We start from the raw sequence: 26,886 nt of genomic DNA, 5'->3' as shown, positions 1-26,886 counted from the left end.
TCTGTTGATCTCCTTTCTACATATATTACTTAGATTAAATTGGATTGTTGGAGCAGTCTGCGGATAATAACGGCTACCTCTGCTCTTGAAATATTATCTTTTGGAGCAAGGATGGTGCTGCTTCTGCCTGTAATGATTCCGGATTGAACAACTTCTGCAATACTTGCCTTAGCCCATTCTGCCGCTTTCATTCCATCTGTGAATGGTTTGAGTGCATCTGAGGATGGTGTACTGGAAAGTTTGGATTTCAGATCCGTTAGTGCCATCGCTTGAGAGATGATTTTCATCGCCTGTTCACGTGTAATGGTATCCATCGGTCTGAAGGTTCCGTCCTCAAATCCATCGATCAGCTTGTACTCATACAAGGTTTGAATCGCACTGCTGTACCAATCTGTTGTACTCAAATCGCTAAATGAAGTCACACCGTCTACCAGTTTCAAGCCTAATCCGCGAACCACAACCGTAGCGAATTCAGCCCGGGTAATCGCCTGATCCGGATTAAACAGATCTTTGCCGATACCGTTGATGACCATTCTTGAACCCATGTCATTCACTTCAGTTTTAGCCCAATGCTGAGCCATATCTGTAAACTCCAGCGGGTGATACACCACCGAATACGTGCTGTTCGTTAAACTGTTAATCCGGGCAAAATATTTACCGCCGATAATCACAACTTTAGTAGGGACATGGCGGACCTTCCCATCCGGTTCCACGACAATCCCGGTTGTAATTCTACTCTGATCTACACCCTCAGGGATCGCAAGAGTTCTTTCTACATAAGCATCAAACTTGGTTACCTCGATCGTTCGATCTCCATAAACAGCTCTGACGATGAAGTCGATGGCTGGAACGACAATGGAGAGATTGTCTTTTTGAGCAGAGTTTTGCACCAAACTCACCGTGTGCGCTGTTGGCGCTGCTATTTCAAGCTGAATTGTAATATCCTGCAAGACTACAGACTGGCCAAGTTTCTCGGCGATGGAGCCGATATTAACTTGCTGCGCTGGAATCGAATAGGTTGCTTGATCTGTCTTGACTTGGATAACTGCCTGCTTCTGCTCCATACTCTGCAGCATTCTGCCGTTTAGCTCTCCGATCACCACATCTGAATGAATTTTAACCGGAATGGTTATCACTGCATTTTGGCCTTCTGCCGCAAGTTTTTGTTCCAGCTTTTGTTCATCTACCATTATTGTAATGACCGATTGATTGTTTTTTGTTGATGTTGCGGCCGTTCCGGCATTTTCCACCTTACCATTCACAAGCACCTCTACTGCAGTGACCTGGGTGGCCGTTGGTGTTGGTGTCGGTGTCGGTGTCGGTGTCGGTGATGTGGGCGCAGCCGGTGCTGGCGGGTTCGTGGTGAACGTCAGCGTTGCTTCCGCTCCTGCTGGCGTTCCCGTAGTAGCGTCTGCTGGCACTCTTACTTTCACCGTGTGTGCTCCGGTAAGATCCGGCGCGTTACTTCCGGTGTATTTCACATAAGTTCCGCCATCTACCTGGAACTCCATGTCTTCGGTCAAACCCGTGATCGTGTTCGCGGCATCATTTGCAGTTACACTTGGTGCAGCCGGTGCTGGAGGGTTTGTAGTGAACGTCAGCGTCGTGTCCGCTCCCGCCGGTGTTCCCGTAGTAGCGTCTGCTGGCACTCTTACTTTCACCGTGTGTGCTCCGGTAAGATCCGGCGCGTTACTTCCGGTGTATTTCACATAAGTTCCGCCATCTACCTGGAACTCCATGTCTTCGGTCAAACCCGTGATCGTGTTCGCGGCATCATTTGCAGTTACACTTGGTGCTGCCGGTGCTGGAGGGTTTGTAGTGAACGTCAGCGTCGTGTCCGCTCCTGCCGGTGTTCCCGTAGTAGCGTCTGCTGGCACTCTTACTTTCACCGTGTGCGCTCCGGTAAGATCCGGCGCGTTGCTTCCGGTGTATTTCACATAAGTTCCGCCATCTACCTGGAACTCCATGTCTTCAGTTAAGCCAGTGATCGTGTTCGCGGCATCATTTGCAGTTACACTTGGTGCTGCCGGTGCTGGAGGGTTTGTAGTGAACGTCAGCGTCGTGTCCGCTCCTGCCGGTGTTCCCGTAGTAGCGTCTGCTGGCACTCTTACTTTCACCGTGTGCGCTCCGGTAAGATCCGGCGCGTTGCTTCCGGTGTATTTCACATAAGTTCCGCCATCTACCTGGAACTCCATCGCCGTTGTCAATCCAGTGATCGTGTTCGCGGCATCATTTGCAGTTACACTTGGTGCAGCCGGTGCTGGCGGGTTTGTGGTGAACGTCAGCGTTGTTTCCGCTCCCGCCGGTGTTCCCGTAGCCGCATCTGCTGGTACTCTTACTTTCACCGTGTGTGCTCCCGTAAGATCCGGCGCGTTGCTTCCGGTGTATTTCACATAAGTTCCGCCATCTACCTGGAACTCCATGTCTTCAGTTAAGCCAGTGATCGTGTTCGCGGCATCATTTGCAGTTACACTTGGTGCTGCCGGTGCTGGAGGGTTTGTAGTGAACGTCAACGTCGTGTCCGCTCCTGCCGGTGTTCCCGTAGTAGCGTCTGCTGGCACTCTTACTTTCACCGTGTGTGCTCCGGTAAGATCCGGCGCGTTGCTTCCGGTATATTTCACATAAGTTCCGCCATCTACCTGGAACTCCATCCCCGTTGTCAATCCAGTGATCGTGTTCGCGGCATCATTTGCAGTTACACTTGGTGCTGCCGGTGCTGGAGGGTTTGTAGTGAACGTCAACGTCGTGTCCGCTCCTGCTGGCGTTCCCGTAGTAGCGTCTGCTGGCACTCTTACTTTCACCGTGTGCGCTCCCGTAAGATCCGGCGCGTTACTTCCGGTGTATTTCACATAAGTTCCGCCATCTACCTGGAACTCCATCCCCGTTGTCAATCCAGTGATCGTGTTCGCGGCATCATTTGCAGTTACACTTGGTGCAGCCGGTGCTGGAGGGTTTGTAGTGAACGTCAGCGTTGTTTCCGCTCCTGCCGGTGTTCCCGTAGTAGCGTCTGCTGGCACTCTTACTTTCACCGTGTGTGCTCCGGTAAGATCCGGCGCGTTACTTCCGGTGTATTTCACATAAGTTCCGCCATCTACCTGGAACTCCATCGCCGTTGTCAATCCAGTGATCGTGTTCGCGGCATCATTTGCAGTTACGTTCGGCGCGGCTGGTGCTGGCGGGTTCGTGGTGAACGTCAGCGTCGTGTCCGCTCCTGCCGGTGTTCCCGTAGTAGCGTCTGCTGGCACTCTTACTTTCACCGTGTGCGCTCCGGTAAGATCCGGCGCGTTGCTTCCGGTATATTTCACATAAGTTCCGCCATCTACCTGGAACTCCATGTCTTCAGTTAAGCCAGTGATCGTGTTCGCGGCATCATTTGCAGTTACACTTGGTGCTGCCGGTGCTGGCGGGTTTGTGGTGAACGTCAGCGTTGTTTCCGCTCCCGCCGGTGTTCCCGTAGCCGCATCTGCTGGTACTCTTACTTTCACCGTGTGTGCTCCGGTAAGATCCGGCGCGTTGCTTCCGGTATATTTCACATAAGTTCCGCCATCTACCTGGAACTCCATGTCTTCAGTTAAGCCAGTGATCGTGTTCGCGGCATCATTTGCAGTTACACTTGGTGCTGCCGGTGCTGGAGGGTTTGTAGCGAACGTCAACGTCGTGTCCGCTCCTGCTGGCGTTCCCGTAGTAGCGTCTGCTGGCACTCTTACTTTCACCGTGTGCGCTCCCGTAAGATCCGGCGCGTTTGCTCCGGTGTATTTCACATAAGTTCCGCCATCTACCTGGAACTCCATCCCCGTTGTCAATCCAGTGATCGTGTTCGCGGCATCATTTGCAGTTACACTTGGCGCAGCCGGTGCTGGAGGGTTTGTAGTGAACGTCAGCGTCGTGTCCGCTCCTGCCGGTGTTCCCGTAGTAGCGTCTGCTGGCACTCTTACTTTCACCGTGTGCGCTCCGGTAAGATCCGGCGCGTTGCTTCCGGTATATTTCACATAAGTTCCGCCATCTACCTGGAACTCCATCCCCGTTGTCAATCCAGTGATCGTGTTCGCGGCATCATTTGCAGTTACGTTCGGCGCAGCCGGTGCTGGAGGGTTTGTAGTGAACGTCAGCGTCGTGTCCGCTCCTGCCGGTGTTCCCGTAGTAGCGTCTGCTGGCACTCTTACTTTCACCGTGTGTGCTCCGGTAAGATCCGGCGCGTTACTTCCGGTGTATTTCACATAAGTTCCGCCATCTACCTGGAACTCCATCCCCGTTGTCAATCCAGTGATCGTGTTCGCGGCATCATTTGCAGTTACACTTGGTGCAGCCGGTGCTGGAGGGTTTGTAGTGAACGTCAGCGTTGTTTCCGCTCCTGCCGGTGTTCCCGTAGTAGCGTCTGCTGGCACTCTTACTTTCACCGTGTGTGCTCCGGTAAGATCCGGCGCGTTACTTCCGGTGTATTTCACATAAGTTCCGCCATCTACCTGGAACTCCATGTCTTCGGTCAAACCCGTGATCGTGTTCGCGGCATCATTTGCAGTTACACTTGGTGCAGCCGGTGCTGGAGGGTTTGTAGTGAACGTCAGCGTCGTGTCCGCTCCCGCCGGAGTAGATGTGCTGCTGTCGGCTGCAACACGCACTTTTACTGTTTTTGTACCCGAGAGATCCGGAGCATTACTGCCGTCATATTGTACATAAGCCCCACCCTCAACTTGGAACTCCATCGCTGTCGTCAGTCCCGTAATCGTATTCGTTACATCATCCGCCGTCACACTTGGCGCTGCTGGTGCATTCGGTACGTTAGTCGTAAAGTTCAGCGTCGTGTCCGCTCCCGCCGGAGTAGATGTGCTGCTGTCGGCTGCAACACGCACTTTTACTGTTTTTGTACCCGAGAGATCCGGAGCATTGCTGCCGTTATATTGTACATAAGCTCCACCCTCAACTTGGAACTCCATCGCTGTCGTCAGTCCCGTAATCGTGTTCGTTACATCATCCGCCGTCACACTTGGCGCTGCCGGTGCATTCGGTGCGTTAGTCGTAAAGTTCAGCGTCGTTTCTGCTCCCGCCGGAGTAGATGTGCTGCTGTCGGCTGCAACACGCACTTTTACTGTTTTTGTACCCGAGAGATCCGGAGCATTACTGCCGTCATATTGTACATAAGCCCCACCCTCAACTTGGAACTCCATCGCTGTCGTCAGTCCCGTAATCGTATTCGTTACATCATCCGCCGTCACACTTGGCGCTGCTGGTGCATTCGGTACGTTAGTCGTAAAGTTCAGCGTCGTGTCCGCTCCCGCCGGAGTAGATGTGCTGCTGTCGGCTGCAACACGCACTTTTACTGTTTTTGTACCCGAGAGATCCGGAGCATTGCTGCCGTTATATTGTACATAAGCTCCACCCTCAACTTGGAACTCCATCGCTGTCGTCAGTCCCGTAATCGTATTCGTTACATCATCCGCCGTCACACTTGGCGCTGCTGGTGCATTCGGTGCGTTAGTCGTAAAGTTCAGCGTCGTATCCGCTCCCGCCGGAGTGGATGTGCTGCTGTCGGCTGCAACACGCACTTTTACTGTTTTTGTACCCGAGAGATCCGGAGCATTACTGCCGTTATATTGTACATAAGCTCCACCCTCAACTTGGAACTCCATCGCTGTCGTCAGTCCCGTAATCGTATTCGTTACATCATCCGCCGTCACACTTGGCGCTGCTGGTGCATTCGGTACGTTCGTCGTAAAGTTCAGCGTTGTTTCTGCTCCTGCCGGAGTAGATGTGCTGCTGTCGGCTGCAACACGCACTTTTACTGTTTTTGTACCTGAGAGATCCGGAGCATTGCTGCCGTTATATTGTACATAAGCTCCACCCTCAACTTGGAACTCCATCGCTGTCGTCAGTCCCGTAATCGTGTTGGCATCATCATCTGCGCTTACGCTCGGTGCTGCGGGTGGTGTTGATGCTATAACAGGCTCACCGATTTCAATATTATTAAATCCCATAGCATTTCCCCAAAACATATCTCCATCAGTTTGATTCGATATCCTAATTTCATTTACATTTTGAAATATCGAAGGTGTAAGTCCGTTTGATTGCGTATAGGATTCATAATAAGTAGATGTATTCATGCTAAGAATAACCGATCCTGTTGAAACACCATTAAGGAATCCCTCAAATTTCGTTAACCTGATCGCGTCTGCATCCATTGCTATAATGGACTTAAAGCTAAACGCGTCGCCATTCTCACTTTTTATAATCATAATATCGGGACCACGCCCGGAATTATAGGCACCTGAAGACGCGGAAATCGGCACAACTGCCGGTTGATTCCCAGGGATTTTAGAAGCCAGGTCGCTCCGAAAAGAAAAACTGCCCACTGGTAACGTTACATCGTTTCTATTAACATTAAATATTTTCAAAACAATCCCCGGAATATCATTAGATAGCATATCTCCACTATTAAAATTCATTCCGTCTTGTAAAATCACTCCTCCATTCTTTTTCTGAACACCAGAAAAGATCAATGTACCCGAAGCTGCAAAAGCTTTAGGTACCAAGTGACCAAATACCGGAGAGTTAAGCAGGACGATCACTAGCATACCCGCGAGCAGTTTTTTCGTTGTTGATCGATTCTTTGATGAATTTTTCTTCATAATAATAGCAGCCTCCAGTTATGTAACGCTTAACGTTCAAACCTCAATCATCAAGCTTTCTTAAAAAATTCTAAAAATCATATAACGGATTGTCAGCAAGTTGCTCATATTCCGCTAGATTTTAGAACATTAATACTTTAAAGTACTAGTTTCAATTCAGCAGTTCGAATATACCATGATTTTCTTAAAATCCCCAACACTTTCTACAATATATTCTTATATCGTTGAATTAAGCAATTAACTTTACAGCATCTTCACTACATCTATAAAAATCCTCTATAATAACGTTGCCTGACTCACCTTTCCCTAAGCATATCAGATTGCCTCGCTGAACCCATATGCTCATTATTCTCGTTAAAATTAGCCTTCGTTCGCAAGGTTCTGCCGTCCCCACAAAAGCATAATAGAGTAGGCCCATGCGCAATTGTATGGGCCTCTCAGAGAACCGGATGTGTGGGTCATCGTATCCGGCTCCTCCATGCATACATTCGCATTCGAGGCATTGGCTTTTCCTGACGGTCCTACCTAGTACCCGGTATGAATTCATGTCCCAGAAAGTCACTCCCTCCAACACTCGTTTTGCTCCCTTTTGGTTTTTGCAGCAAATGACAAGGTGAGTAGCCCAAGGGAATTACACCCTCAGGCCCTCTCAGAACCGGACGTGAACCTCTCTGCTCATCCGGCTCCCATTATCCAGCCGTAGGCAGTATTCCCATCTGCCAGTGTACAAACAATTTAGGAAGATTCTTCGCAAGTCGTCCCATCCATTTTTTCACCCTGATCTTGCGCCTCTCCAATTTCTTGTATTTCCTACTTGCCCAATGAATGAGTGCCTCGTTCATATGACGTAAAACGGAGTATAGCTTCCCTTTTCAGTCATCATATTTGCAATATACAATTCGTGTTTTATCTGGATGCAGTTCATCTACGATGTTGAAGAATCCATTATTAATAGCCGAATTATCCTGGTATCGGAAGACAGAAGCTGCAGCAAATCAAACCCTTGACCGTTAACAAATTTTATAATGGACTACTTGAAAAATACTCTCCGGATTACGTGCCACATATCCACGCTATCCTACGTAAAGCATTCAGGCAAGCTGTGAAGTGGGAGATGATTGCTTCGCCCCCTTTGGATAAGGTAGAGGCTCCTAAGCTGCGGAGAAAGGAGATGAAGACCTGGAGCATGGAGCAGTGTCTGCACTTTCTGGATACCGCTGAAGGCCATGTTCATCAAATTGTGTATTCCCTGGCTATTCATACAGGCATGCGCAAAGGCGAAGTCCTTGGGCTTAGGTGGGGAGACATCGATTGGGAAGGCAAAAGCCTGATGATTCAACAAACGGTGACCTGGACACCTTAGAAGGGCATTATCATTCAAGATACCAAGACTTCAAGCTCAGCCCGTAGAATCCTATTGGCGATATGCTTATCGATAAACAAAACATTGGGGTAGACAACTATAAGGATCATGATCTTGTATGCTGCTATATTAATGGCGAGCCTATAAAGCCAAGACGAGTTACAGAAACGTTCGCATTCTTAACAGGAAAGTCAGAGCTGCCCAAGATTCGTTTCCATGATCTTAGACATTCACATGCTTCCATGTTATTGAACAATGGAATCAATGCCAAAATCGGAGCCGCGCGTCTTGGACACAGCAGCGTCCAGATCTATCTGGATCGATACTCCCACCTACTCCCTGATATGCAGAGAGATGCTGCTGATCTGATCGATTCCAAGATGAAATTGAGCAAGAATTCCGGCGATGAAATAGCGCCGTGACCAAAATGTAACCATCTGCCTTTTTACCAAGTTACCGGGCTATTTACCATCCTCAATTCATCTGCCTACATACAGCAAAAAAACCTTACTAGGTAAGGGTTTCAGTGAATTGGGCCCTACAGGACTCGAACCTGTGACCAATCGGTTATGAGCCGACCGCTCTAACCAACTGATATAGAGAAAAGGGATAAACGCCCTAATTTCTGTTCGCGAGATGCTGATATTATTGGGTTTCGGGACTATAAGGTAAATTGGATTATAAAGAGTTCGTGACCAAATATATGACCAATAAATCCTGCTTTAAACAGTGGAAACTCAGCTGGAACTGTTCCATGGTTGAACATGCCGTATTTCTTACGTTCCTAAATGTTCAGTTCCGATTATTGAGGATAACCGCATTATAATAGGAAGTCCCGTGTTTCGGCATACGATTAATTCAGATAAGTTCTGATGCAAATATGGTCAAAATATGGTCAAATCTTTGCTAAAGGAGAACTAAATCTCGCTAAAACTAAAATTCAGGGCACCCAACCAGGTGTCCTGTTTATTTAGCTCTGGTCCACGCAATACGAGTGCGACCCAGCATATATTTATTAGGTTTTCCTGGGGTCTGTAGGGCAATAAATCGTGTGTTTTAAGCGTATAGTTACTTCTAGAGTTTTGTTGATTTTTGGTTGTTTTTAGAAGATTGGTACACCAAAATCATCATTATTATAGAATATCCATTTCTGCATGCTCAAGACCATGGTGAATTACTCCCTCGACAATACTTTGCCACTTATCTTCTGATGGATACCCTCTCCTCCAACCATGTATTCTACATTGCATTATAAAAAAATCGGAACATTATGTATACATATTTAGGAATATCCCCCTTCTGAAATCAGGTAAGAGTATAATAATCAGACTACTGCTGAATCTCCTTATACTTCATTGTTTACATGTTTATTATGGACTTATTGCTGTTTTAGAAGGACGAATACACCTCTTCGAGCAAAGCGCAGTTTTTTCTCCTATTCACGGATCTGTCCTTGGATCTCGTTACGATCCAAAAGTATTATCACGTGCGCTGGAATATCGAGATGGGGTATCGGTACTTCAAGGAACTGCTTGGCTTTGACCAATATCAATTACCATCGCTTCGTGATAAGCCCTTTTGGGCGATCCAGTTCTTGACGCAGAACTTCTTAAGCCTCTTCGACATTAAAATCGCTTCGAGTCTCTGCCTAATACGCTTGAACAGCCTAAACACTACAGCTCTGTCTTTTTCAAGATATTCAAGTCGATTCTGCAAGATTCAAGTAAGTTTAACTCAATTGTTCAGTAAAACGTATAGAAAAAGTATAATTTCCAAGGAAAGACCTTTAATTCGCATAACCCTAAATAAAGTATTATATTATTATCCATAGTTCTTCGGCCGATAGATCAATAATGTATGAAGGATTTGAGAAAAAGTGATAAAAATAAAATTGAAATCGCTTTCCATTGTTTTTTGTTCGATTATCTCCGCTTCACTTTTTGCAGCAAGTGTATACGCCGCTTCAGGCATTAGCATTAATTCAGTAAATGCCCAGAAACAACAGGGAAACTATTTGTGCTGGGCGGCCGTAGCCAGCATGGCTGGACAATACTTAGGGAAATCCAATGCTACCCAATACAACATAGTTGCAGCCACTAAAGGAATGTACATGGACACTGCCGGGAATGTATATGACGCCAAGAATGGCCTTGCAGCATATGGCGTAAATTCGATTGCACTTCTTTCCATGCCCACATACGACAATATAATGTATAACATCAATACTAACTCTAACGTTCTAGCATTTACTAGCAAAGCGGGCTCCACTATTGGCCATGCCTTTTTGATTAAGGGTTACTACTATAATACGGATAACAACATTCAGAACCTTTACTATATAGATCCGGCAGATGCTTCCAGCAACGTTCAAAGCTTTTCAACTTTCAAGAGTAATTCCATCTATACTTGGGTCAATACAGTAAACAATATAAAAGCAAATTAATAATATACTAGCCATTAACAAGTAGGAGGGGTTTTTTTGAAAATTCGTGCCATTATATTAACCGTTTTTTTTGCTCTGTTAACGTTGGGAAATGCTGCATATGCTGACTCAAGCCTTAAGACAGCTGGTGCAGATATCAAAGGGGCGATTGAGAGGGATTATACAGCGTATTATGCGGATACTCTTGAAGCCCAGAAGGAAAATTTTCACAGCAGCAACAGAGTAAGTTTCCTTGAAGCAACACTTGGAGAAGGAATTGCTTATTATCAAGCGAATATTCATGGAGAATCACTTTCACATGAATTGATTGGTTATAAATTCCCGCTTTATCTAGAGGGAACCCAAGTTGCGGTGATCGATGCTACTTTTGAGTCAGGTGCATGGAAAATTTTTAATATCAGCAATAATGATAATTTTAGCAATACAATCAAACGAATAGAATCGGAGTATGCTAAAGATGGTACATTAGAGCTTATTGATGACAAACGATATAATCTAAATTATCTCTATATTAACACTGCAGTTAATGAGGAATATATTAATTTAACAAATAATGAAAGTATAAGTCCTACAGAGATCATGAGTGTTGTTAGCCAGTCGGAGAGTTCCTTCAATAATTCGAACCGCAATTCAAATGACGGAGCGATTTTGGTCGGCGGGGGCCAAAATGTCTCTTCTGCTGACAATCATACATCTTTGTTTTTGCCTATCCTTCTATTCGGATTATCTCTTATCTTTGCTGTTCCTCTCATAGTCATAGCGACTCAAAGAAAAAGGGCCTCCGTCACATTACGATGAGAGCAGGCTGGAATTAATGAAACGAAAAAGATTGTTATTTCTTCTTCCATTCCTTGTGCTGTTAGCAATGGTTGGATGCAACAAGGAAGATTCTGCTGAGGAAAAGACCGACGAACAAATTGCCGCCGATTATCTTCAAGCTCTTGGTTACACGATTATTGTCCATGAAGGAGAGGCGGCAAAATATACCTTGGAGCAGGAAAGGCTTGAAACTCCGGATTATATGCAGCTCTGGGCAGTTCAGGAGGAAGAGCCTGATGCCTTCTTCGGGAAAGAAATCGTCTCTTATCAATTCACTGTAAGGGATCATCCACTGGAACAGTTGTATAGCCCAGATGATTACACTATTTCTGTAATAGTGATGCTTGTAGACAGTGAGGTCATAGGCGGAATTTCCGGTCCAGTAAGTAAAATTAAAAATCTCGTCATGGCAGGCGGAGAGTATTCAATAGATGGAAAGACGCTGAAGGAGATTAAGGGAATGGATTATTCACAATGGCTTGACTACTGGGCGAAAAAGTACGGAAAACGGACTGAGTAACCCTTCCAATCGATTCCTTAACGGATAATAGCCGAGCAGACAAGCTGATCAATGACTACACCTTGGTCAGCTTATCTGACGTTTTGGAGCAAGAACATCACTTTATCCGATTAAAGGTAAGAAGAATGGTAGACGTTCACTCTTTCCCATAAAAAAACCGGGAAGCCTTGCCACTATAGAGTTAGTACGGATGCTGGTGAAGGGAATTGAACCCCCGGCCCACGCATTACGAGTGCGACCCAGCATAGATTCAGTGTACCTTTACGGATACTATATTGACTGTAATTCTGACTTTAGCAAAAGCTTACGGATTAGTTAGTCAAATGTAATTCGAAATATCAAAATTTAAGGCAACTTGAGCCATTACCCCAGTGTACTACTCATGAAGATGGCTACGATCCAGGTCATTTTGAACAATACCGGGAACGGAAGCAAAAAGGGAAAGCCCCCGATCACGAGCGTGGGTCCTACGATCCAGCCGATATCTTATACTAATTCTCTTCCCCACATTATTCAAATAAAATGATTTGCGCTTTAAATTACTCCCTGTTCCTCTTTGATGAACTTCTCCATTTTACAAAAGTATTTAGTAAAATAACCACAATCAGTATTCCCAGTAGAAGATTAGTAGTCTCGAGAGCGTTTCCTACATCGCTATTATTTTCTGATTCACGATTAGTTACACTAACTGTTGAAGTAAGGCCACTAATCTGATTAGCAATGTTATTTAAATGCTGATTAATTTGGTTCATGTCATTTGAATCCACCAATACCCACTCCTGTCTTTTCTATACTATTCAATCATAAAATACCACATTAAAAAACTATCTACAATATTTTTCCTATATGATATATTCACTTGGCAATATAATACATTACAAAAAATGGAGGAAAAAAGAAATGCGCAAAATCAAGTTATTATTTTCACTAAGTCTCGCCACTGCACTGTTTATGAGCACTGTGGTAGGCGCTTCTGCTGCAAGTGTTCCCGTTCAGAATTCAACAGGCGATGTTGAACCAGTGCAATCATCCCTAAAGTTAGATGCACTCACAGTGGAAACACCTTACGATCCAGCTTTATATGACTTCGTAAGAAACGATGATGGTAACACTGTTGAGGTTCAAGTTGTGGAAAAGGCATCCGCTAGAATTGTTTCGACTTACGGTGAAATTGTAGAACCTTCGTTGAATAAGGTATCTATGCTAGCGTCCGGTACATATACAACTAGAACAGTCTATAGACTTTTTACTGACCGTGGATACAATAACAAACACTTTGCAGGAGCAAATCTTTATACAGTATACAATTGCTGGCAAGATGGCTCTTTTGGCCAAATTAATTCTGTAGTAGGTACTTATTGGGAGGCGATGGCTGGAGGCGGTAATTTCAATATCGAAACTAATTTCGCACAAACCTCTCCTACTGGATCTACCGGATCATATCCAACAAACCAAGTCATTACCACAGGTAGTGCAGTTTTCGCAACAACCACTTCAACTGAATATGGAGTTTCTATTGGTTATTTCGGCTTCACAATTGGAACTTCAAATATTTGGAGATATGCCACTGGTGCCGTAGGCTACAACGTTAACTTTGGTGGTTAATACCAATTAAAGAATTCCCCTCACTGTTCACTTTAAACAGTGAGGGGAATTTTCATGTATTCATTCTTTACCCTCTTTGATTTCCATATTCTTACTAAAATAATCCTAATATAAACCGCTCGGGGATTTACTCTTTATCCGTATAGCCCTTACCCGCTTCCGGATTACTTACGATCCCCAGGACCACCAGCACCCCGAGGACCGCATTGACGGCCGCTGTAACCTCTTCATATTTCTCCGGGGCCAGATGTAGTCCGAAGATCGTGCCGACCGCCTGAACGCCTAACAGCACGGCTGCTGTCAAAGATACCCACATGCCATAGTTCCGCCATTTGCTCTTCATACTACTTTGCCCCTTTCTTGAATACTCCGGCCCTGTTAAGGATAGTCACCATCCGGTAGAAGTCATAGCTCCCGTTTGCGGTTGTATCCAGCAGCCCTGCTGCCTTGGCCGCCTCACAAGCAGGTAGCGCCCACTTTGGTATTTCCGGCAGCTTGGCAGCCTTCTCCAACCCGGTAACCCGATTGGACAGATTAAGTGCCGCTTCCGCCTGAGCCTTAATGAGCAATTGCATAGCTTCAAAGTCTTTCTTTTCCTGTGCTGTCATGGGCTGTTCCGCCTCCCCTTGTAATTTATCTATCCTGGCATATGCAGCATCCATCTGTACGCCTGTTGGCTGACGGCCTGCCAGCAGATCCGCAAGCCGTAGGCCAAAGGTCATTTGCAAATGCGGGTAATCCTTGAATGAGGTCCAGTCTCCGCCTGACTCGAATCCCAGGGCTTTCGCCTCTTGAATGACCTCCTGCCAATCAGCTACGCCGTCCTGGTCCCCGTCCCTTGTCATATCCCAGGAAACGCTGGAGCCGTTCGGCAGCAGCAGAGCAAAGTCAATCGCCAGCCCGTAATTGTGATAGCTATGACCGCCTCGGGCATTGGTGACGATTCTGCCTGGCCGGGTTCGGCCCTGGGCATATAGCGCATCCTGCTCTGCAATGGTCCGCAGGCCCTGCGTAACGATGATGGGCACGCCCCGGGCATAGCAGCGCTCAATCAGCGCCACCGTTCCAGCTTCCAGGACCGGGTGCAGGCCGGACATGCGCGGCATTGATTTGAGCTTTACCTGATCAAGCGTCAGCATCGCGTTTTTCCCCTTCCGTGGCAGCGACATAAAGATGTCCTGTCCTTTGGTGTACATAAGATATGTCAGCACCACCAGCCCCAGAGTGGTGCCGATCTGCGCCACAGCCCATGCGGTTGATTTAAGCGTTGCGTAAAGCGCCGCGCCGCCTGACGCTGAAGTGAAGCGAATCCAGAACGCTACGGCCATTTTGAAGGTGTAGGCGCTCAGAAAGAAGAACACGCCCAGCATGAACAGGCTCACCGTCTGGCGCTTGAATCGCTTGTGGAAATACATAGATAACGCGATAAACAGCATTACCGCGCAGATCATAGAAATTGAATAAGCTACCAGCAACAAGATATCAATGCCCCCCATGATTAACACCCCGATCGTAAATTAAGAATTCGGCAAAACCATTATTCCGGATTTCCTCTTGAATTTCTTTTGACGCATTTTTGTATCGGCCAATAGAGACCGTAACCCTGCGGGATGCCCGCGTCAGCTCCTGCTCTCTCTCTTTATGCTGAGGCGATAAGCGTTTGATCCATCGACTAAACACGGTTATCCTCCCCTGTCCTCATCACTGCCGCTATTGCTTGCGGCATGATCTATTTTCAATCACTGCAGCACTTGGAGTGTAGGTGCCATGAAGTCGGACCGCTCTTTATCCAGGATCGCCTGCAGCCGGTCTCTGTCCTCCTCAGCGCGGTCCAGCAGTTCCCGGGGCACCCACTTACCACGCCGGATATCCCTGATAAATCCAAAAACGATAAACACCAGCACCAGCGATACGATATAAGCAAGGCCGTATTTGTCTGCGAGCGGCAGCAGCTTTTCAAGATTTGTCACATTGTTACTGTCCATTCCCCCGCTCCCCTCTATCTTTGATGTATTTAAAAAGGCCCGCCCTGGAGGACGCGCCTGAATTTTGGTCATGTAAACTAGAGCAAAGAAAAAACGCCCTTTATTGGCGTTTTAGTGTAATTCAAAAATGTTTTATTTTAATGATTTTGTCATTACGATTGTGTTGTCTGGCCGATCTGCCCAGAAATAAGTATCTCCAACCTTTTCAATGCCTTGCCCTGCTCCGTACGTCGGCGGTTTTATCCTTTCTATAAGTTTGAATTTTTCCCCATCAAATTTGTAACTGTCCAAACCCTGTGCGTATTTTTGACCTTTTTCATTTGATCCGTGTAAATTGCCGTATAGGGTATCTCCCTCAAAAAATATCCCTTGATACCCGCCTTCTCCTCCAAATGTTCCTGATAACGGGTAGCTTCCCATCAATTTAAAATTAGCATCAAATTTCCTGATCTCATTCTTGTCATGATAAACCACCCAAAAACAATCCTTGTATAAGGTGACTGACTCTGCTGTGCCATCTCCTATTTCATATTCTTTGACCTGTTTTAAATCTGGAAGACTGTACTTTACAATTCGACTAACCCTTTCCTTTTCAGGCGGAGATGAATTAAAGTTGTATACCGTTGCGTAAAGAAAATCGCCTAGAACATAATTGTCACCGAAAGACATAAAACGATTACTCGGATCTTTACCAGTATAAGCCTCTGTCTTCTCGGTGATGAAGTCACCATTAATCTTATATTCAGAAATTGTGTTCGATAATAAAAAATTTTCGTCCCGATCTGATGTGACGTAGACCACTTTACCGTCAGACCCAACACCTTGCCAAGCCCTAAAGTCTTTTTTCATTGTTATTATATTCACCCCATCTTTCTGTGGACCTTGATAGAGTTGAGGAAAAAAAAATAGAACTGCGGTAATCCCTGCGATAAGACTAAAAGTAGTAATTAGCTTTTTCACTTAATACCTCCCATGTGTAAGGAATAACTGTTGTACACATGGAATATAATATGCATTTTTTCCCATATTGTCTATAAGGATATTTCAACTCACAGATTATAGTGGATACATCGCACGTCTTTCCCAAGATTCAGGAAGTATATTATTAAATCTGTAATGAACAGAATACATATTGTTTTTATCCACCGAAAGTACTCCGTTTGAGACTTCTCCTATTTCGGTAAAAAACAATTTATTATCTATTTCTTCAAAAAGATAAGGTTTACCGACCATATTTGATTCTGTATAAACATCAGTGTAAATTCCATTTTCAATATTTCGCAAGCTAGAACCCTTTACTAATTGCGACCGTATTCCGCTTTCCGGTGTTCCCATGGCAGATACAAAGTAATTCCCATTAAATAATTCAACATCAACCATTTCAACAAATTCACTAGGCATTTTGTACTTATTTATCACCTCATAATTTGTACTTAAGTAGTTGGTAATAAAAACAGTGTTATTGTTTGCAATAAAATACATGTTATTCCCTATGATTTTAATTGATCTAACATATGAATCTTCTAAAAAGGGAAGTTTTCGATGGTATTCTTCAACAAGCATATCCTTTTTAGTAGAATAACAATAAATTTCTTGCGTTTGTGAAGAAAGAACATAGAACTTCCCGCGGTCAAATAGGACCTTATGTGGTCTTAAGCCTACATTTGAAATAGTCTGAATTTTTTTGAATTTCGAGTCAAAAACTAAAACTTCATTTCGCCCAGTGTTATCCACTACGTAAATTTCTCCATTACTTGAAATCGAATGCGGTCCCGCAAATTCGTAATCAATCGGAGTCCAGTCCTCTATACTCGAGTCCAGGTTATCGCTGAAAATTATCCTGTGATGGTTACTGTCCACTATAAAGTAATAATTGTTTATTTTTTTTATTTGCGTTGGAACAAATAGTCGTGAATAGGGGTAATTGTATGATTTTTCAAATCCCTTAGAAGAAACTTTTAGTGAGTTCACTGGCAACACACAAGCAGCAACCAATCCTATAATTAAAAACACCAATATGACCCCTACAGCAATGGTTTTTTTTGGATACACAACTTCATTCCTTTACCATTTTTTTGTGTCCATTATAGCAGTTGTTTGCTATTTTGGATACATAGCGCTTCGTTTGTACGATCCTTCATGTACCCCTATCGTTCTATGAATAATGGCAGGTGTATGTGCTGAAGAAATTGTAACTAAGGAGTTATAGTCTATTCCCACTTCGCCAAGTATCAACAAAGAGTCCATGATCTCGAAAAAATAAGGCTTACCCAACATCCCTAAACTCGAATACATGTCAATGCCTAGTCCAGACGAAATGACGGAAAGACTACTCCCACGCACTACCTTTGATGGAATACCCGTTGTCTCAGGAATCCCCATAGCCGACACGTAAAACTCACCATTGAATTTCTCAATATCCACAATTTCCACAAAATCCGCTGGAAGTGAGTATGATGTTATGGTTTCATAGTTACCGCTTAAGTAGTCAGCAACTACAACAACCCCATCGTTACGCATAAAATACATATATCCATCGATTACCTTTATGGACCTGACATACGAAGACCCTAGTGAAGTTATGGTTTTGCGGTAGTCTTCAATCAACCAACCTGAAACATTCGTATATCGATAGATAGTTTGGTTCTGCGATCCGAGTATATAAAAGTGACCGTTTTGATATTGGACCTCCGTCAAGAAAGTGGACACAAAAAAAGTGAATTATGCGTGTTTTCTCTTTTTAAATTGCGCAGCAAACTGGACAGGCGAAACATAACCCAGCGCACTGTGGATTCGCTTGCGGTTATAAAAAAATTCAATGTACTGGAAGATCTCGTGCTTCGCCTGCTCCTTGGTTTTGAACTTGGTGCAATAAATAAACTCTTTCTTTAGGAGGCTATGAAAGGATTCGATGCAGGCATTGTCATAGCAATTCCCTTTGCGGCTCATGCTGGCTTTCATGTGGTATTTCTTCAGACGCTTGCGGTACTCTGCAGAGGCATACTGCGATCCCCGATCCGAGTGATGCAGGAGCCCCTTCTTGGGCCGTTTAGCCGTGTAGGCGTCCTCCAGTGCGCCTAGCACCAGGTCGGTTGTCATTCGGTCGCCTAACCTAAAACCCACAATTTCTCTCGTACAGAGGTCCAGTACACTGGCCAGATACAACCGGCCTTCCCGGCAGGGAATGTATGTGATATCCGTGACCCAGACTTGGTTAGGTTCGTCCGTCTTAAACTCTTGGTTCAGCAGGTTCGGGGCAATGGGCAAATCGTGATTAGAATCGGTCGTCTTTACGCGAAAACGCTTGGCGACACAGGAGCGTAAACCCAGTTCCTGCATATATTTCCCCACCGTCCGTTCGCTAACCGTGTAGCCTTCTTTCTGGAGGAGCTTGGCGATTTTGGGACTACCGTAACGTCTCTGATTGTCCTTAAAATGATAGGTGATTCGCTGGAGTACCTTTGCCTTACGCTCCGCTTGGGGGCTGGTTTTCTTCTCCCGCCACTTGTAAAACCCGCTCCGGGAAACCTTGAGCATGCTGCACATCTTCTCCACTCGAAACTCGGAGCGATGAGTTTCGATGAACTGAAATCTCAGTTCTTTGGTTTGCTGAAGATGTGCACCGCTTTTTTTACGATGGCCAGCTCCTCTTTGACGTCTGCAATGCGCTGCGCTCTTGCCCGTAATTCCTTTTCCTGTTCTGCCAATCGCTGCTCCAGTTCGCGAACCTTTTCCGCACTGTTTAAAGGTTCGTTGCTGAACTCCCGATACTTCGCCAGCCAGTTGTGCAGCACGCCAGGGGAGATCCCCAGCTCCTCCCCAATCTCCACCACCGACTTTGTCTGTTCCTGAATGTACTTCACCGTTTCTCTTTTAAAAGTTTCATTGTATCGTTGCCGTTGTTCACCCATGGGAACACCTCCTCGTTAAGTTCATTATTCGTGCTTTCTTAACGGGTGTCCACTTTTAATTCTACCTGCAAAGTTCCTCTTGAAGACCCCCGGGGAGGTGGTTCATATGCAATGATTCCGGCTTTTACCAGCTTGGAACGATAGACATTCAAGGTCTTGCGGGTTGCAATTCCAGTTTGTACTTGAAGCTCTGTGTTGGTCATTTGAAAGGTTTGTGGCCAGCCTAATTTGCTGGATTTCCGCCACAATGCAACAGCAATGACGAACCCTTCTGGCCCAAATTCCTCCGGGCCTCCAATCGCCTCAAACTGATTCAGAAGTCCGGAAAGGGATGGTTCTCTGGCTGTCTCGGTCATGTATTCCCCCCTCCCGCAGCAGCCTATTTCATCTAGTCACGCACGATCTTAATGAATTCAATCGGAGTCTCTGTGAACTCCAGACCCGATTGAAGCCCACTTGTCAGAGCATCCATACTCCTTGTCAGAAGAGGCCCTACTGCACTTGGCTTAGAAGCTGCCAGAGCAATGCAGAAACCCGCGACATAAGCAGAAGCAGCTAAGAAATGCAAGACTGCCTCTTCTCCTTGATCCGTGGCAGCCTTCATCTTATCCAGCATAAAATCAGTGATTTCGCCTGTTTGCAAATTAATGTTTGGGCTCTCTTTCGCTTCTGAAGTGTTACTCATATTGCACGCTCCCTCATCGTTTTTTCCTTCCGCGCCTTATCTCCAAGGCATTGGCCTGTACTGACTTCAAAGTGTCGGCGTCCCTGGACATAGGTAACGAACAAGCCCGTCGATCGCTCATAATACAGGCCGTTCAAAATCGGTACCGCTTTGATTGGCGGCTTTGGCTTAGGGTCAATCAGTGTAAATAGATCAAGCTGGTGTACCTTACTCATGGTTGAGTCCCCCGCTCATCTTGGATATAAATGAAGGGATAGGCTGCTCTGACAACCCGGAAGCCTGGATGCGCAATGGCATAGTACGCTCTAACAGCCTTTTTAAAAGCCGCTTCGTCCACCGTTCGCAAGGCCCACAAACGTTCACTGATCATGCTCTTCCAGATCCGTTCCCCCAGCGGGCCGTTCATCGATCGGCTACCCGGACAATTGTGCCGGTGAGCTCCATGATCTCCCGGCGGAACAGTTCAGCGTCGCTGTTTCCGTCAGACAGGTGCAGCAGCCAGATCTCCTCAACATTCCGGGTATCATTGGCTTTCAGAAATTCCTTAACGTGCTCCAGGCTGAAATGTGACCGCAGAAGCCGATTTTTCTGGACTGGATGAAGCTCGCCGGCCAGCACCCGGCGGTTTACAATATCTATGGAATAATTGCATTCAATCATGATGTGCGTAAGCCTGGAAAACTTATAACGGCAGTAATAGGAGTCAGTCAGGAACACCAATTTGTCACCATCCTGATTGGCCAATAGCCAGCCCAGTGGCTCCGCAGCGTCATGTTCAACATCAAACCCCATAACTGTCCAACTCCCAATCTCAAAAGGCTCCCGCGGCATCACAGACCGAAGTCGATGCCCGGACAGGCCAAGTGCCTGAGCTGTCCCCCGGCTGGTGTATACCGGAATGCCTGCCCGCATGATGTCCGCCGCCGCCCGACTGTGGTCTCCGTGCTCATGTGTAATAAGGCAGCCGGCTATATCTGTCATCCGGAAGTGAAGCGCCCGCTGAATCGACTTATAAGGAAAACCGGCTTCCAGCAGGATCGCGGTGTGGCCGTCCGATATACGTTAGGCGTTTCCGGCGCTGCTGGAGCCGAGGCATTGGATGTCGATCACGTTAAAAATCCATTTCTTGGTCAAACTTCGAAATGTCGATAGAGTCGTTCTTCGTGTCGGCTTGGGGTTGTCCCTTAGGTGGAGCAGCCTCCGGCTTGATATCAATCATTTCTTTGTTCGCATGCTCTGCAATCTCTGCTTTGACTTCTTCAGGCGTTACATCAACACGCTCTTCATACTCGTTTTCTGTCGACCGATTAATGGCATCGACCAGTAGATCGCTGTCGTCACTGGTGTTGATGTAAGCCTTGGCCGCACGGTTGATGACAGTCCGCTTTGCCATTTCTTGTGAGAATTTTTTATGGACAGATTGACTTGTTTTGCTCTGACTCCATGATGCGTCAACTTCCTTTTTGGTCATGACGGTGAGGATCTCTTCATCATCAAGCGACTTCACGACGGCATACACACCTAGAATTTCATTGTCCCTGTTTTCAAATTTGGTTTCGTGCTTGACCAATTTTTCACGCCCGCCAGCCACTTCATACTCAAATATGTCACCCTTATAAATCACATTGGCCCAAATATCCTTGACATTGGACAATCGTTTAAGAACGGCTTGTGTACCAAAATAGGAGCGATTAAGCTGGAGCTTAGTGCCATAAACAATAAAGTAACATTGTGTCTTGGCCGGGCTTAGACCTTGCACAACCATATCCAGCAGTGCATTTGCAACAGATTCCCGCGTACATACCTCCAGCGCAGGCTTACCGTTCTTGTCCTGAACCTCCTGGAGCTTGAAGAAGGTGCTCTTTAACGCGTTGCTCGCGTTATAATTCGGGGGCAAAATCAACCCATCATCCTGCAACCGTGTAAGGCTCCGATTAACATCATCGGTGATGTCCTTTTGAATAGTCGCCACCTGATTACCTGTACTCATTTCTCTGTCTCCCCCTCAGCAAAATGATCTTTGAAATACTGACCATTTTTCATGATGTGATGATCGACGCCCATTTGAGATCCAGTAATGATCATCTCGATGCCATCCTCGTAATACGGCTTTACAGTCTGACCAGTGAATAATCCATTTGAAGGATCAGAAGCAATAACTTTATAAGTGGTATTCATCAAATCGCCTCCTGTATGGCTACCGTCTCGATGCGCAGCTTCTTATCCACTTCACTTACTACCAAGCGGATAACCTGGGCATCCGTCCCAATCAACTTCGTCACAGCCTCAGCATTATCCACGAAGATCGGAGCTGAGAAGCCATAGTGCTGGCTAAGTGTATTGATGATGTCCAAGCCGACATTGATGCGAGCGGCATTATTAAGCCCGCCCTCGTAAGGAACGCCCTTGTAGAGTGTGTCGCAGACCTCTTTCAGTCCGCCGTTCACCTGTTCTTCAAAGAGTCGGAACCGTGCCAGCTTAAACTTGCTGTTGATCTTGGCATCCAGCAGATTAACTTTGGTGCGGGTGAATTCTTCGCACAGAAACAGTTCGTGCTGTAGCCGCTCGTATTCGGCGGCCAGGCTGCTCTCTTGACGCTCCAACTCAGTTACTCGCTGCTGTGCGCGCCGGACGCCATCGAACTTAGCAAGATCGCGCTCCATGTCCTCAACTTCACGCCGCAGCCGGCCGATTTCTTCCCGGACGCCCGCCGCTGCCGATTGGCTGGATTCCCGTAGCTCCCCAATCTCCTGCTGAAGCCTGGAAGCTTCTGCCTGCTTGCCGGCATATTCCGGATCTGCTGCTGGGTCTTTCACCCCTGCACGAAGTTCGGTCAGCTCAGCCTCGACAGCTAACAACTCCGATTCAAATGAGGTCAGCGTACTCTTCAAGTCCTCAATTTCTCCCTGGAACCGGACAATCTCTTGCTCAAACTTCTGAGCTTCAGCAACCGCTGCTTTACCGGAAGTATTGATACGCTCCTTCCGCTCGGCCAATCGCCGGTTAAAATCAGCCTCGGCCTTATCATGAGCTGCCTTGACCTGATCCTCTGGTAGTGCCTGTCCGCAGGCGGAACAGTGAGCATCGTGGTCCCCGGCAGATTCAAAGGTCAAACCTTTCAACTCCCAAAACTCTGTCCGCAGCCGGTCCGCCTCCTGCCGGCGCCCTGCCGCCTGCCGCTCGTTCTGCTGAATTCGCTGCTGCTTATCTTCGATCTCCCGGCGGTACCGGTTGACCTCAATGTGCATTTGGTTGACCAAGTCCCGCTTCAGAGCCACCTTATCCAGTACATCCGATTGCATGCGGCTCTTAATGGCAATCAGCTCGCCTTCAATTTCACGGAGCCGCTTCTCTTTGACAGCCACCTCACCTCCGGAGAGGATACGGGACAATTCAGCCTCACTAGATTCAACCCGGCGGCGGAGCATTGCAATATCTTCCTTCAGCAGCTCTTCGTCCAGTTCGGTGATGTCCGGCATTTGACGCTGAACCTCGCTGATACGGACCGGCAGCTCCTTAATTTCCTTATTAATGGCTGTACTGCGAGCGGCAATAACTTTCTTATGAGCATCCATTTCGCGTCCTGCCAAGATGGCCGGCAGCTCAGCGAGCTCCTCGTTACTGTGAATGACCTCGGCATCAGTTAGATCACCAGACACTTCCAGGAGCACCTTACGGCGCTCCTCTTTTTTAAGAATCTCGTTAAAGTAAGAAGGGCTAGTCAGAAGCCGGAACCGGTCCTCTTTGATGATGACATCCAATTCCGCCTGATATTCCCGCATGGTGACTGGGACACCATCGACATAATAAGTGGTGTTGTGTCCCTCAAAGCTCTCCACCGGTGCGCCGCGCTTCTTTGTCCATTTCTCCGAGAAGACCCGGCGGAATGTCCGGGGGCGACCGTCAACCTGTAGTACCAGTTCAACCTCGTGTTCCAGCTTGTGCTGCAGGACCTTACCAGCCCCGTCCAAGCCCTTAATTTCAAAATCAGCTTTGTTCTGACTGTCTTTGCCGAAAAGGCACCACAGGAATCCATCAAAGATTGTTGTCTTACCGGTGGCATTATCACCATAGACATCAGCATCTCCCCCGTTAACAGCGAGGATGAACTCCCTAATACCTTTGAAATTATGAAGCGTTAAACGCTCCACATCGATACGCTTCAAGCGATCTCCTCCTCGATAGCCGCTCTGCACTCATCATGCAAGAGTGACTGCTGGTCTGGCGTTTCAGGATAACGGATACTATCCAGGTAAGTCCGGATGGCGTATTCAACTTCGGCCAGCTGGTCCGGATCAGCATGCAACTGGAAGGTGCCGGACTGCTGCCGGATAGAGAGAATTGAAGGTGAATAATTTGTAGGAGGCACAATTTCGATCTCGATGCGCTGCCCGCTGATATCAGCAGAGAAAGCTGTTGACATTTCCGTTCACTCCCTCTTGTGTAGTGCGCCCCCAACATGGTATAGTGGGGGCGAGAATTTGATTTTCAAAGATCAGTGATAGCCCATGCCAGTGGGCTATTTTTTGTTAGGAACTAATGAAGTCGGAACATCGTGTTCTACGATGCTCTTCCAGTCGATGATGACCGGAGCATTCTCCACACTTGCGATCAGTTCGCCATTTTCATCTTCAATAATGAATTCCGAATGAACATGATCTTCGTAATTCGCACCAACCTGCCGGATCTCGATCACCTCCCGGCCATCCACTTCAGTACCGACCTCAAATATTCGTGTTGGATTACTAACAACCGTCAATTTCTGAATGACTTGCATGTGCTACCTCCTTTCTATGTAATTGCAAGGTGGGCGAGGGAATAACTACACCAGTAAAACCGGCCTTTTCGGTTCCCTTGACCTGTGTGATCCGCCACCACCTTGGATGCGTCAGCCGCATCTTGGAATACCGGAGGGAGGAAAGGTTATTTCTAAGCTCCGATACTCCAAGACAGGGGCCGAAGCCTCTGTCTAACACTTAAATCCCTGCTGCTGCAGCCATCTGCTGAATAACTGCCCGGCTGTAGAGTTTCCCTTCAAAAGCGACCAAGTCTTCCTGGCTGCCAGTGATTGCGCAGCCAGGAGCATACTTGCGTAAAATGACTTTGTCATCGTCCACGAAGATCTCCACAGGGTCCTTAATTTCTAAATTCATCGTTCTGCGCAGCTCGATCGGGATAACGAGCCGACCAAGCTCGTCAATTTTGCGTACAATTCCGGTAGATTTCATATTATTTAGCCTCCGTAGAGTTTATTTTTTGAAAATGCTCTGAAAAAGCAGTTTGAATCTCTGGGGGGAGATTTGTAATAACCTCATCCCATGTATCATAGGCAGCTTGTGCGATATCCCGTTTGCGCTCCAACTCCAGTACTTCAAAGCGAGTTGATGTCGGGGAATAGAATGATTCACGGAACCTCTTCTCAGCAGCAGCCCTTTCATCACTTACCCGTTTATAGCGTTCAGCCAGGGCCTGGCCGAAATTCCTGATCTGCTGCTCTGTCACGCTGCGCCCTCCTTGTGCTTTTCACGCTTCGGGGTTAGAATGGATACCAAGTGATTCTCTAACCGAGATTTCAAACCAAGTGACTGCCCTGGCCGGCGGTCATTTTTCATTTCCATTTCTGCAAATCGGATCATATTGTTCAGATGAGCCTCCGCATCCTCGATCTTTCCCGGCAGCATAATGTCCGGATTCTTCCGAATCATCTGCAGGTTATGAACTGCATGCAAACCCGCTTCCCTTGCCTCAGCAACCAGTTGCTCTCTTTCCAAGGCGTTCTCCTCATTTCATGTATTGTTTGGCCTTAAGCTCTGCACGGTGTTCTTTCCAGATCCCGTGCCAGCTAAATCCGTATTCCCTGCACAGCGACATGATGTGATGCGTAAAAGCCGTGATGTCCTCAACGCTTTCCATAATGGCCGCTTTGATCGCATCCCTGTCAGCATCGGTCATCTGATCCTGTCGTTTCATGATCGGTGCGATCCGCATAGCCGCCAGCGCCTCTTCTCCTTCTTCAATCGACTTGTAATGAGTCGCAGCCTTATGTAGATCAGCACCGTCCAAATATGGAACACTGGCACCGCCGGTAACTTCTTCTGCTGCTGCAAGATAAAGTCGAGGATCATCAAACGCTAAAGCAGCTTGTCGCATTAAATGATTCGTTGCTGGCCGCTTACCAGTTTCAACTTTGGCAATTGATGATCGATCAACCAGTACCTGATCTGCGAATTCTCCTTGTGTCATCCCTTGCTGCTTTCGATAATCCTGAAGCACGTCTCCTATAGACAATTTTCTCACCTCCCTCTGTCCAAAATAAATCCGGGTTTCTGGACAAGTTGGGGCTTTAAGAGGTCTGAATCGGACAAATAGGCACGTTATCCAAGTAGATATGTGACACACCGACGATGTACAATTGAGTCAAGCAATTCCCCTTGCCGATCCCCCACCCACCGTTGCCGGTACAGCTCGGTGGGTTTCCTCATTCATAACGCTCCGTTTTTAACCACTGGTACAGGTCCGACTTGAGAACCGTTACTGCTTCACCCTTCTTCCTGTTTCGATTTAAATGCGGGAAGGTCGGATGATTCGTAAGCTCGTGAACTTTGGGGCCACTCAAACCGAGCAGTTTCATAATATGAGCTGGTCTCAAGACCTCCGGATATTCCCCGTTCAAACGTAACTCTGTAAGCTGCTTTTCTAGTTTTTCATTTTGCTCGGCAAGATCAGCCGCCAGGCGGAGGGCCTCCGCGAAGGTCGCTGGTGTTTTTATAGCCTTAGCCATGACGGTTCCTCCTTATTTCACTTTGATAAGCACGTACCGGGAGTAGCCTTGGCCGTGTTCCCGATAATCCAGTACCCAGCCTTCGCTTATCAGCTGAGTGGCTTCCTCGGCTTTACGTGTTTCTTTAATTTCGCTGATGTCCTGAGCTTCC

General features: G+C 46.8%; 30 protein-coding genes and 1 tRNA gene. 6 read left to right on the top strand and 25 right to left on the bottom strand.

Annotated features, from left to right (window positions below; translation table 11 throughout):
* Positions 1-29: 29 nt before the first annotated feature.
* Positions 30-5,972: an S-layer homology domain-containing protein gene (locus MKX42_RS10070; RefSeq protein ID WP_340752368.1), complete on the bottom strand. Its 5,943-nt coding sequence runs from the start codon at positions 5,970-5,972 to the stop codon at positions 30-32.
* Positions 5,973-7,794: 1,822 nt separating this feature from the next.
* On the opposite strand from MKX42_RS10070, the gene MKX42_RS10065 reads away from it, so the two are divergent.
* The 5 genes from MKX42_RS10065 to MKX42_RS10050 all read left to right on the top strand — a co-directional run bounded on the left by MKX42_RS10065 (position 7,795) and on the right by MKX42_RS10050 (position 11,768).
* Entirely contained in the window at positions 7,795-7,986 is a 192-nt protein-coding gene (locus MKX42_RS10065; RefSeq protein ID WP_340752367.1) for a tyrosine-type recombinase/integrase, read from the top strand.
* A gap of 62 nt (positions 7,987-8,048) precedes the next feature.
* Entirely contained in the window at positions 8,049-8,408 is a 360-nt protein-coding gene (locus MKX42_RS33410; RefSeq protein WP_445669310.1) for a tyrosine-type recombinase/integrase, read from the top strand.
* Between the two features lie 1,454 nt (positions 8,409-9,862).
* Positions 9,863-10,429: a papain-like cysteine protease family protein gene (locus MKX42_RS10060; protein ID WP_340752366.1), complete on the top strand. Its 567-nt coding sequence runs from the start codon at positions 9,863-9,865 to the stop codon at positions 10,427-10,429.
* Between the two features lie 36 nt (positions 10,430-10,465).
* On the top strand, positions 10,466-11,227 hold the full coding sequence (locus tag MKX42_RS10055) for a hypothetical protein (RefSeq protein ID WP_340752365.1): 762 nt from the start codon (positions 10,466-10,468) through the stop codon (positions 11,225-11,227).
* A gap of 16 nt (positions 11,228-11,243) precedes the next feature.
* On the top strand, positions 11,244-11,768 hold the full coding sequence (locus MKX42_RS10050) for a hypothetical protein (RefSeq protein WP_076076044.1): 525 nt from the start codon (positions 11,244-11,246) through the stop codon (positions 11,766-11,768).
* A 194-nt stretch (positions 11,769-11,962) separates the two neighbouring features.
* Here the strand turns inward: MKX42_RS10050 and MKX42_RS10045 are convergent.
* Positions 11,963-12,039, bottom strand: a tRNA-Thr gene (locus MKX42_RS10045).
* A 629-nt stretch (positions 12,040-12,668) separates the two neighbouring features.
* Here MKX42_RS10045 and MKX42_RS10040 point away from each other — a divergent pair.
* Positions 12,669-13,373: a hypothetical protein gene (locus tag MKX42_RS10040; protein WP_340752364.1), complete on the top strand. Its 705-nt coding sequence runs from the start codon at positions 12,669-12,671 to the stop codon at positions 13,371-13,373.
* Between the two features lie 127 nt (positions 13,374-13,500).
* On the opposite strand, the gene MKX42_RS10035 is transcribed toward MKX42_RS10040, so the two are convergent.
* The 23 genes from MKX42_RS10035 to MKX42_RS09925 form a co-directional block, all read right to left on the bottom strand.
* On the bottom strand, positions 13,501-13,716 hold the full coding sequence (locus MKX42_RS10035; RefSeq protein WP_340752363.1) for a phage holin: 216 nt from the start codon (positions 13,714-13,716) through the stop codon (positions 13,501-13,503).
* A gap of 1 nt (position 13,717) precedes the next feature.
* Complete coding sequence (locus MKX42_RS10030; RefSeq protein WP_340752362.1) at positions 13,718-14,851, bottom strand: M15 family metallopeptidase; 1,134 nt, start codon at positions 14,849-14,851, stop codon at positions 13,718-13,720.
* Positions 14,852-15,112: 261 nt separating this feature from the next.
* Entirely contained in the window at positions 15,113-15,358 is a 246-nt protein-coding gene (locus MKX42_RS10025) for a hypothetical protein (RefSeq protein WP_340752361.1), read from the bottom strand.
* A gap of 132 nt (positions 15,359-15,490) precedes the next feature.
* On the bottom strand, positions 15,491-16,318 hold the full coding sequence (locus tag MKX42_RS10020; protein WP_340752360.1) for a hypothetical protein: 828 nt from the start codon (positions 16,316-16,318) through the stop codon (positions 15,491-15,493).
* A gap of 96 nt (positions 16,319-16,414) precedes the next feature.
* On the bottom strand, positions 16,415-17,410 hold the full coding sequence (locus MKX42_RS10015; protein WP_340752359.1) for a YncE family protein: 996 nt from the start codon (positions 17,408-17,410) through the stop codon (positions 16,415-16,417).
* Positions 17,411-17,458: 48 nt separating this feature from the next.
* Positions 17,459-17,887, bottom strand: coding sequence for a hypothetical protein (locus MKX42_RS10010; RefSeq protein WP_340752358.1), 429 nt, complete (start codon positions 17,885-17,887; stop codon positions 17,459-17,461).
* 192 nt (positions 17,888-18,079) lie between these two features.
* On the bottom strand, positions 18,080-18,940 hold the full coding sequence (locus MKX42_RS10005) for an IS3 family transposase (RefSeq protein WP_340757653.1): 861 nt from the start codon (positions 18,938-18,940) through the stop codon (positions 18,080-18,082).
* Between the two features lie 11 nt (positions 18,941-18,951).
* Positions 18,952-19,269, bottom strand: coding sequence for a transposase (locus MKX42_RS10000; RefSeq protein WP_340752357.1), 318 nt, complete (start codon positions 19,267-19,269; stop codon positions 18,952-18,954).
* 38 nt (positions 19,270-19,307) lie between these two features.
* Entirely contained in the window at positions 19,308-19,625 is a 318-nt protein-coding gene (locus MKX42_RS09995; protein WP_340752356.1) for a hypothetical protein, read from the bottom strand.
* 32 nt (positions 19,626-19,657) lie between these two features.
* The gene (locus tag MKX42_RS09990; RefSeq protein WP_340752355.1) at positions 19,658-19,954 is read right to left on the bottom strand and encodes a hypothetical protein; all 297 of its coding nucleotides are present in this window, start codon (positions 19,952-19,954) and stop codon (positions 19,658-19,660) included.
* On the bottom strand, positions 19,951-20,169 hold the full coding sequence (locus MKX42_RS09985) for a hypothetical protein (protein WP_340752354.1): 219 nt from the start codon (positions 20,167-20,169) through the stop codon (positions 19,951-19,953). Before MKX42_RS09985 ends, MKX42_RS09990 begins: the two co-directional genes overlap by 4 nt.
* A complete protein-coding gene (locus tag MKX42_RS09980) occupies positions 20,166-20,360 on the bottom strand; it encodes a hypothetical protein (protein WP_340752353.1) in 195 nt (64 codons plus the stop codon). Before MKX42_RS09980 ends, MKX42_RS09985 begins: the two co-directional genes overlap by 4 nt.
* Positions 20,357-21,013, bottom strand: coding sequence for an MBL fold metallo-hydrolase (locus MKX42_RS09975; protein ID WP_340757652.1), 657 nt, complete (start codon positions 21,011-21,013; stop codon positions 20,357-20,359). Before MKX42_RS09975 ends, MKX42_RS09980 begins: the two co-directional genes overlap by 4 nt.
* 52 nt (positions 21,014-21,065) lie before the next feature.
* Positions 21,066-21,944 carry a recombinase RecT gene (locus MKX42_RS09970; RefSeq protein ID WP_340752352.1) on the bottom strand — a complete coding sequence of 293 codons (879 nt, stop codon included), beginning with the start codon at positions 21,942-21,944 and terminating at the stop codon, positions 21,066-21,068.
* The gene (locus tag MKX42_RS09965) at positions 21,941-22,132 is read right to left on the bottom strand and encodes a hypothetical protein (protein ID WP_340752351.1); all 192 of its coding nucleotides are present in this window, start codon (positions 22,130-22,132) and stop codon (positions 21,941-21,943) included. Before MKX42_RS09965 ends, MKX42_RS09970 begins: the two co-directional genes overlap by 4 nt.
* Positions 22,132-24,120: an AAA family ATPase gene (locus MKX42_RS09960; protein ID WP_340752350.1), complete on the bottom strand. Its 1,989-nt coding sequence runs from the start codon at positions 24,118-24,120 to the stop codon at positions 22,132-22,134. The genes MKX42_RS09965 and MKX42_RS09960 overlap by 1 nt, the downstream gene beginning before the upstream one ends.
* Positions 24,117-24,377, bottom strand: a complete 261-nt coding sequence (locus MKX42_RS09955) for a hypothetical protein (protein ID WP_340752349.1) — start codon at positions 24,375-24,377, stop codon at positions 24,117-24,119. Before MKX42_RS09955 ends, MKX42_RS09960 begins: the two co-directional genes overlap by 4 nt.
* Positions 24,378-24,473: 96 nt before the next feature.
* Positions 24,474-24,731: a hypothetical protein gene (locus MKX42_RS09950; RefSeq protein ID WP_340752348.1), complete on the bottom strand. Its 258-nt coding sequence runs from the start codon at positions 24,729-24,731 to the stop codon at positions 24,474-24,476.
* Between the two features lie 199 nt (positions 24,732-24,930).
* Positions 24,931-25,182 (bottom strand): AbrB/MazE/SpoVT family DNA-binding domain-containing protein, encoded by a 252-nt coding sequence (locus MKX42_RS09945; protein ID WP_340752347.1) that lies wholly within the window; start codon positions 25,180-25,182, stop codon positions 24,931-24,933.
* A 1-nt stretch (position 25,183) separates the two neighbouring features.
* The gene (locus MKX42_RS09940) at positions 25,184-25,456 is read right to left on the bottom strand and encodes a hypothetical protein (protein ID WP_340752346.1); all 273 of its coding nucleotides are present in this window, start codon (positions 25,454-25,456) and stop codon (positions 25,184-25,186) included.
* Complete coding sequence (locus MKX42_RS09935; RefSeq protein ID WP_340752345.1) at positions 25,453-25,725, bottom strand: hypothetical protein; 273 nt, start codon at positions 25,723-25,725, stop codon at positions 25,453-25,455. The genes MKX42_RS09940 and MKX42_RS09935 overlap by 4 nt, the downstream gene beginning before the upstream one ends.
* Positions 25,726-25,735: 10 nt before the next feature.
* Complete coding sequence (locus MKX42_RS09930; protein ID WP_340752344.1) at positions 25,736-26,242, bottom strand: helix-turn-helix transcriptional regulator; 507 nt, start codon at positions 26,240-26,242, stop codon at positions 25,736-25,738.
* Between the two features lie 190 nt (positions 26,243-26,432).
* A complete protein-coding gene (locus MKX42_RS09925; RefSeq protein ID WP_340752343.1) occupies positions 26,433-26,735 on the bottom strand; it encodes a hypothetical protein in 303 nt (100 codons plus the stop codon).
* Positions 26,736-26,886: the final 151 nt, after the last annotated feature.

It is taken from the genome of Paenibacillus sp. FSL R7-0204 (assembly GCF_038002225.1).
Taxonomy (GTDB): Bacteria; Bacillota; Bacilli; order Paenibacillales; family Paenibacillaceae; genus Paenibacillus_AQ.
This window is presented reverse-complemented; position numbering and strand designations above follow the sequence as displayed.

Bases quoted from the DNA above. Each gene is read 5' to 3' on its own strand.
- MKX42_RS10070 (WP_340752368.1), bottom strand. From the start codon at position 5,972: ATGGGATTTAATAATATTGAAATCGGTGAGCCTGTTATAGCATCAACA.
- MKX42_RS10065 (WP_340752367.1), top strand. From the start codon at position 7,795: ATGAAGACCTGGAGCATGGAGCAGTGTCTGCACTTTCTGGATACCGCT.
- MKX42_RS33410 (WP_445669310.1), top strand. From the start codon at position 8,049: ATGCTTATCGATAAACAAAACATTGGGGTAGACAACTATAAGGATCAT.
- MKX42_RS10050 (WP_076076044.1), top strand. From the start codon at position 11,244: ATGAAACGAAAAAGATTGTTATTTCTTCTTCCATTCCTTGTGCTGTTA.
- MKX42_RS10040 (WP_340752364.1), top strand. From the start codon at position 12,669: ATGCGCAAAATCAAGTTATTATTTTCACTAAGTCTCGCCACTGCACTG.
- MKX42_RS10035 (WP_340752363.1), bottom strand. From the start codon at position 13,716: ATGAAGAGCAAATGGCGGAACTATGGCATGTGGGTATCTTTGACAGCA.
- MKX42_RS10025 (WP_340752361.1), bottom strand. From the start codon at position 15,358: ATGGACAGTAACAATGTGACAAATCTTGAAAAGCTGCTGCCGCTCGCA.
- MKX42_RS10010 (WP_340752358.1), bottom strand. From the start codon at position 17,887: ATGTATTTTATGCGTAACGATGGGGTTGTTGTAGTTGCTGACTACTTA.
- MKX42_RS10000 (WP_340752357.1), bottom strand. From the start codon at position 19,269: ATGGGTGAACAACGGCAACGATACAATGAAACTTTTAAAAGAGAAACG.
- MKX42_RS09995 (WP_340752356.1), bottom strand. From the start codon at position 19,625: ATGACCGAGACAGCCAGAGAACCATCCCTTTCCGGACTTCTGAATCAG.
- MKX42_RS09990 (WP_340752355.1), bottom strand. From the start codon at position 19,954: ATGAGTAACACTTCAGAAGCGAAAGAGAGCCCAAACATTAATTTGCAA.
- MKX42_RS09985 (WP_340752354.1), bottom strand. From the start codon at position 20,169: ATGAGTAAGGTACACCAGCTTGATCTATTTACACTGATTGACCCTAAG.
- MKX42_RS09980 (WP_340752353.1), bottom strand. From the start codon at position 20,360: ATGAACGGCCCGCTGGGGGAACGGATCTGGAAGAGCATGATCAGTGAA.
- MKX42_RS09970 (WP_340752352.1), bottom strand. From the start codon at position 21,944: ATGAGTACAGGTAATCAGGTGGCGACTATTCAAAAGGACATCACCGAT.
- MKX42_RS09965 (WP_340752351.1), bottom strand. From the start codon at position 22,132: ATGAATACCACTTATAAAGTTATTGCTTCTGATCCTTCAAATGGATTA.
- MKX42_RS09955 (WP_340752349.1), bottom strand. From the start codon at position 24,377: ATGTCAACAGCTTTCTCTGCTGATATCAGCGGGCAGCGCATCGAGATC.
- MKX42_RS09950 (WP_340752348.1), bottom strand. From the start codon at position 24,731: ATGCAAGTCATTCAGAAATTGACGGTTGTTAGTAATCCAACACGAATA.
- MKX42_RS09945 (WP_340752347.1), bottom strand. From the start codon at position 25,182: ATGAAATCTACCGGAATTGTACGCAAAATTGACGAGCTTGGTCGGCTC.
- MKX42_RS09925 (WP_340752343.1), bottom strand. From the start codon at position 26,735: ATGGCTAAGGCTATAAAAACACCAGCGACCTTCGCGGAGGCCCTCCGC.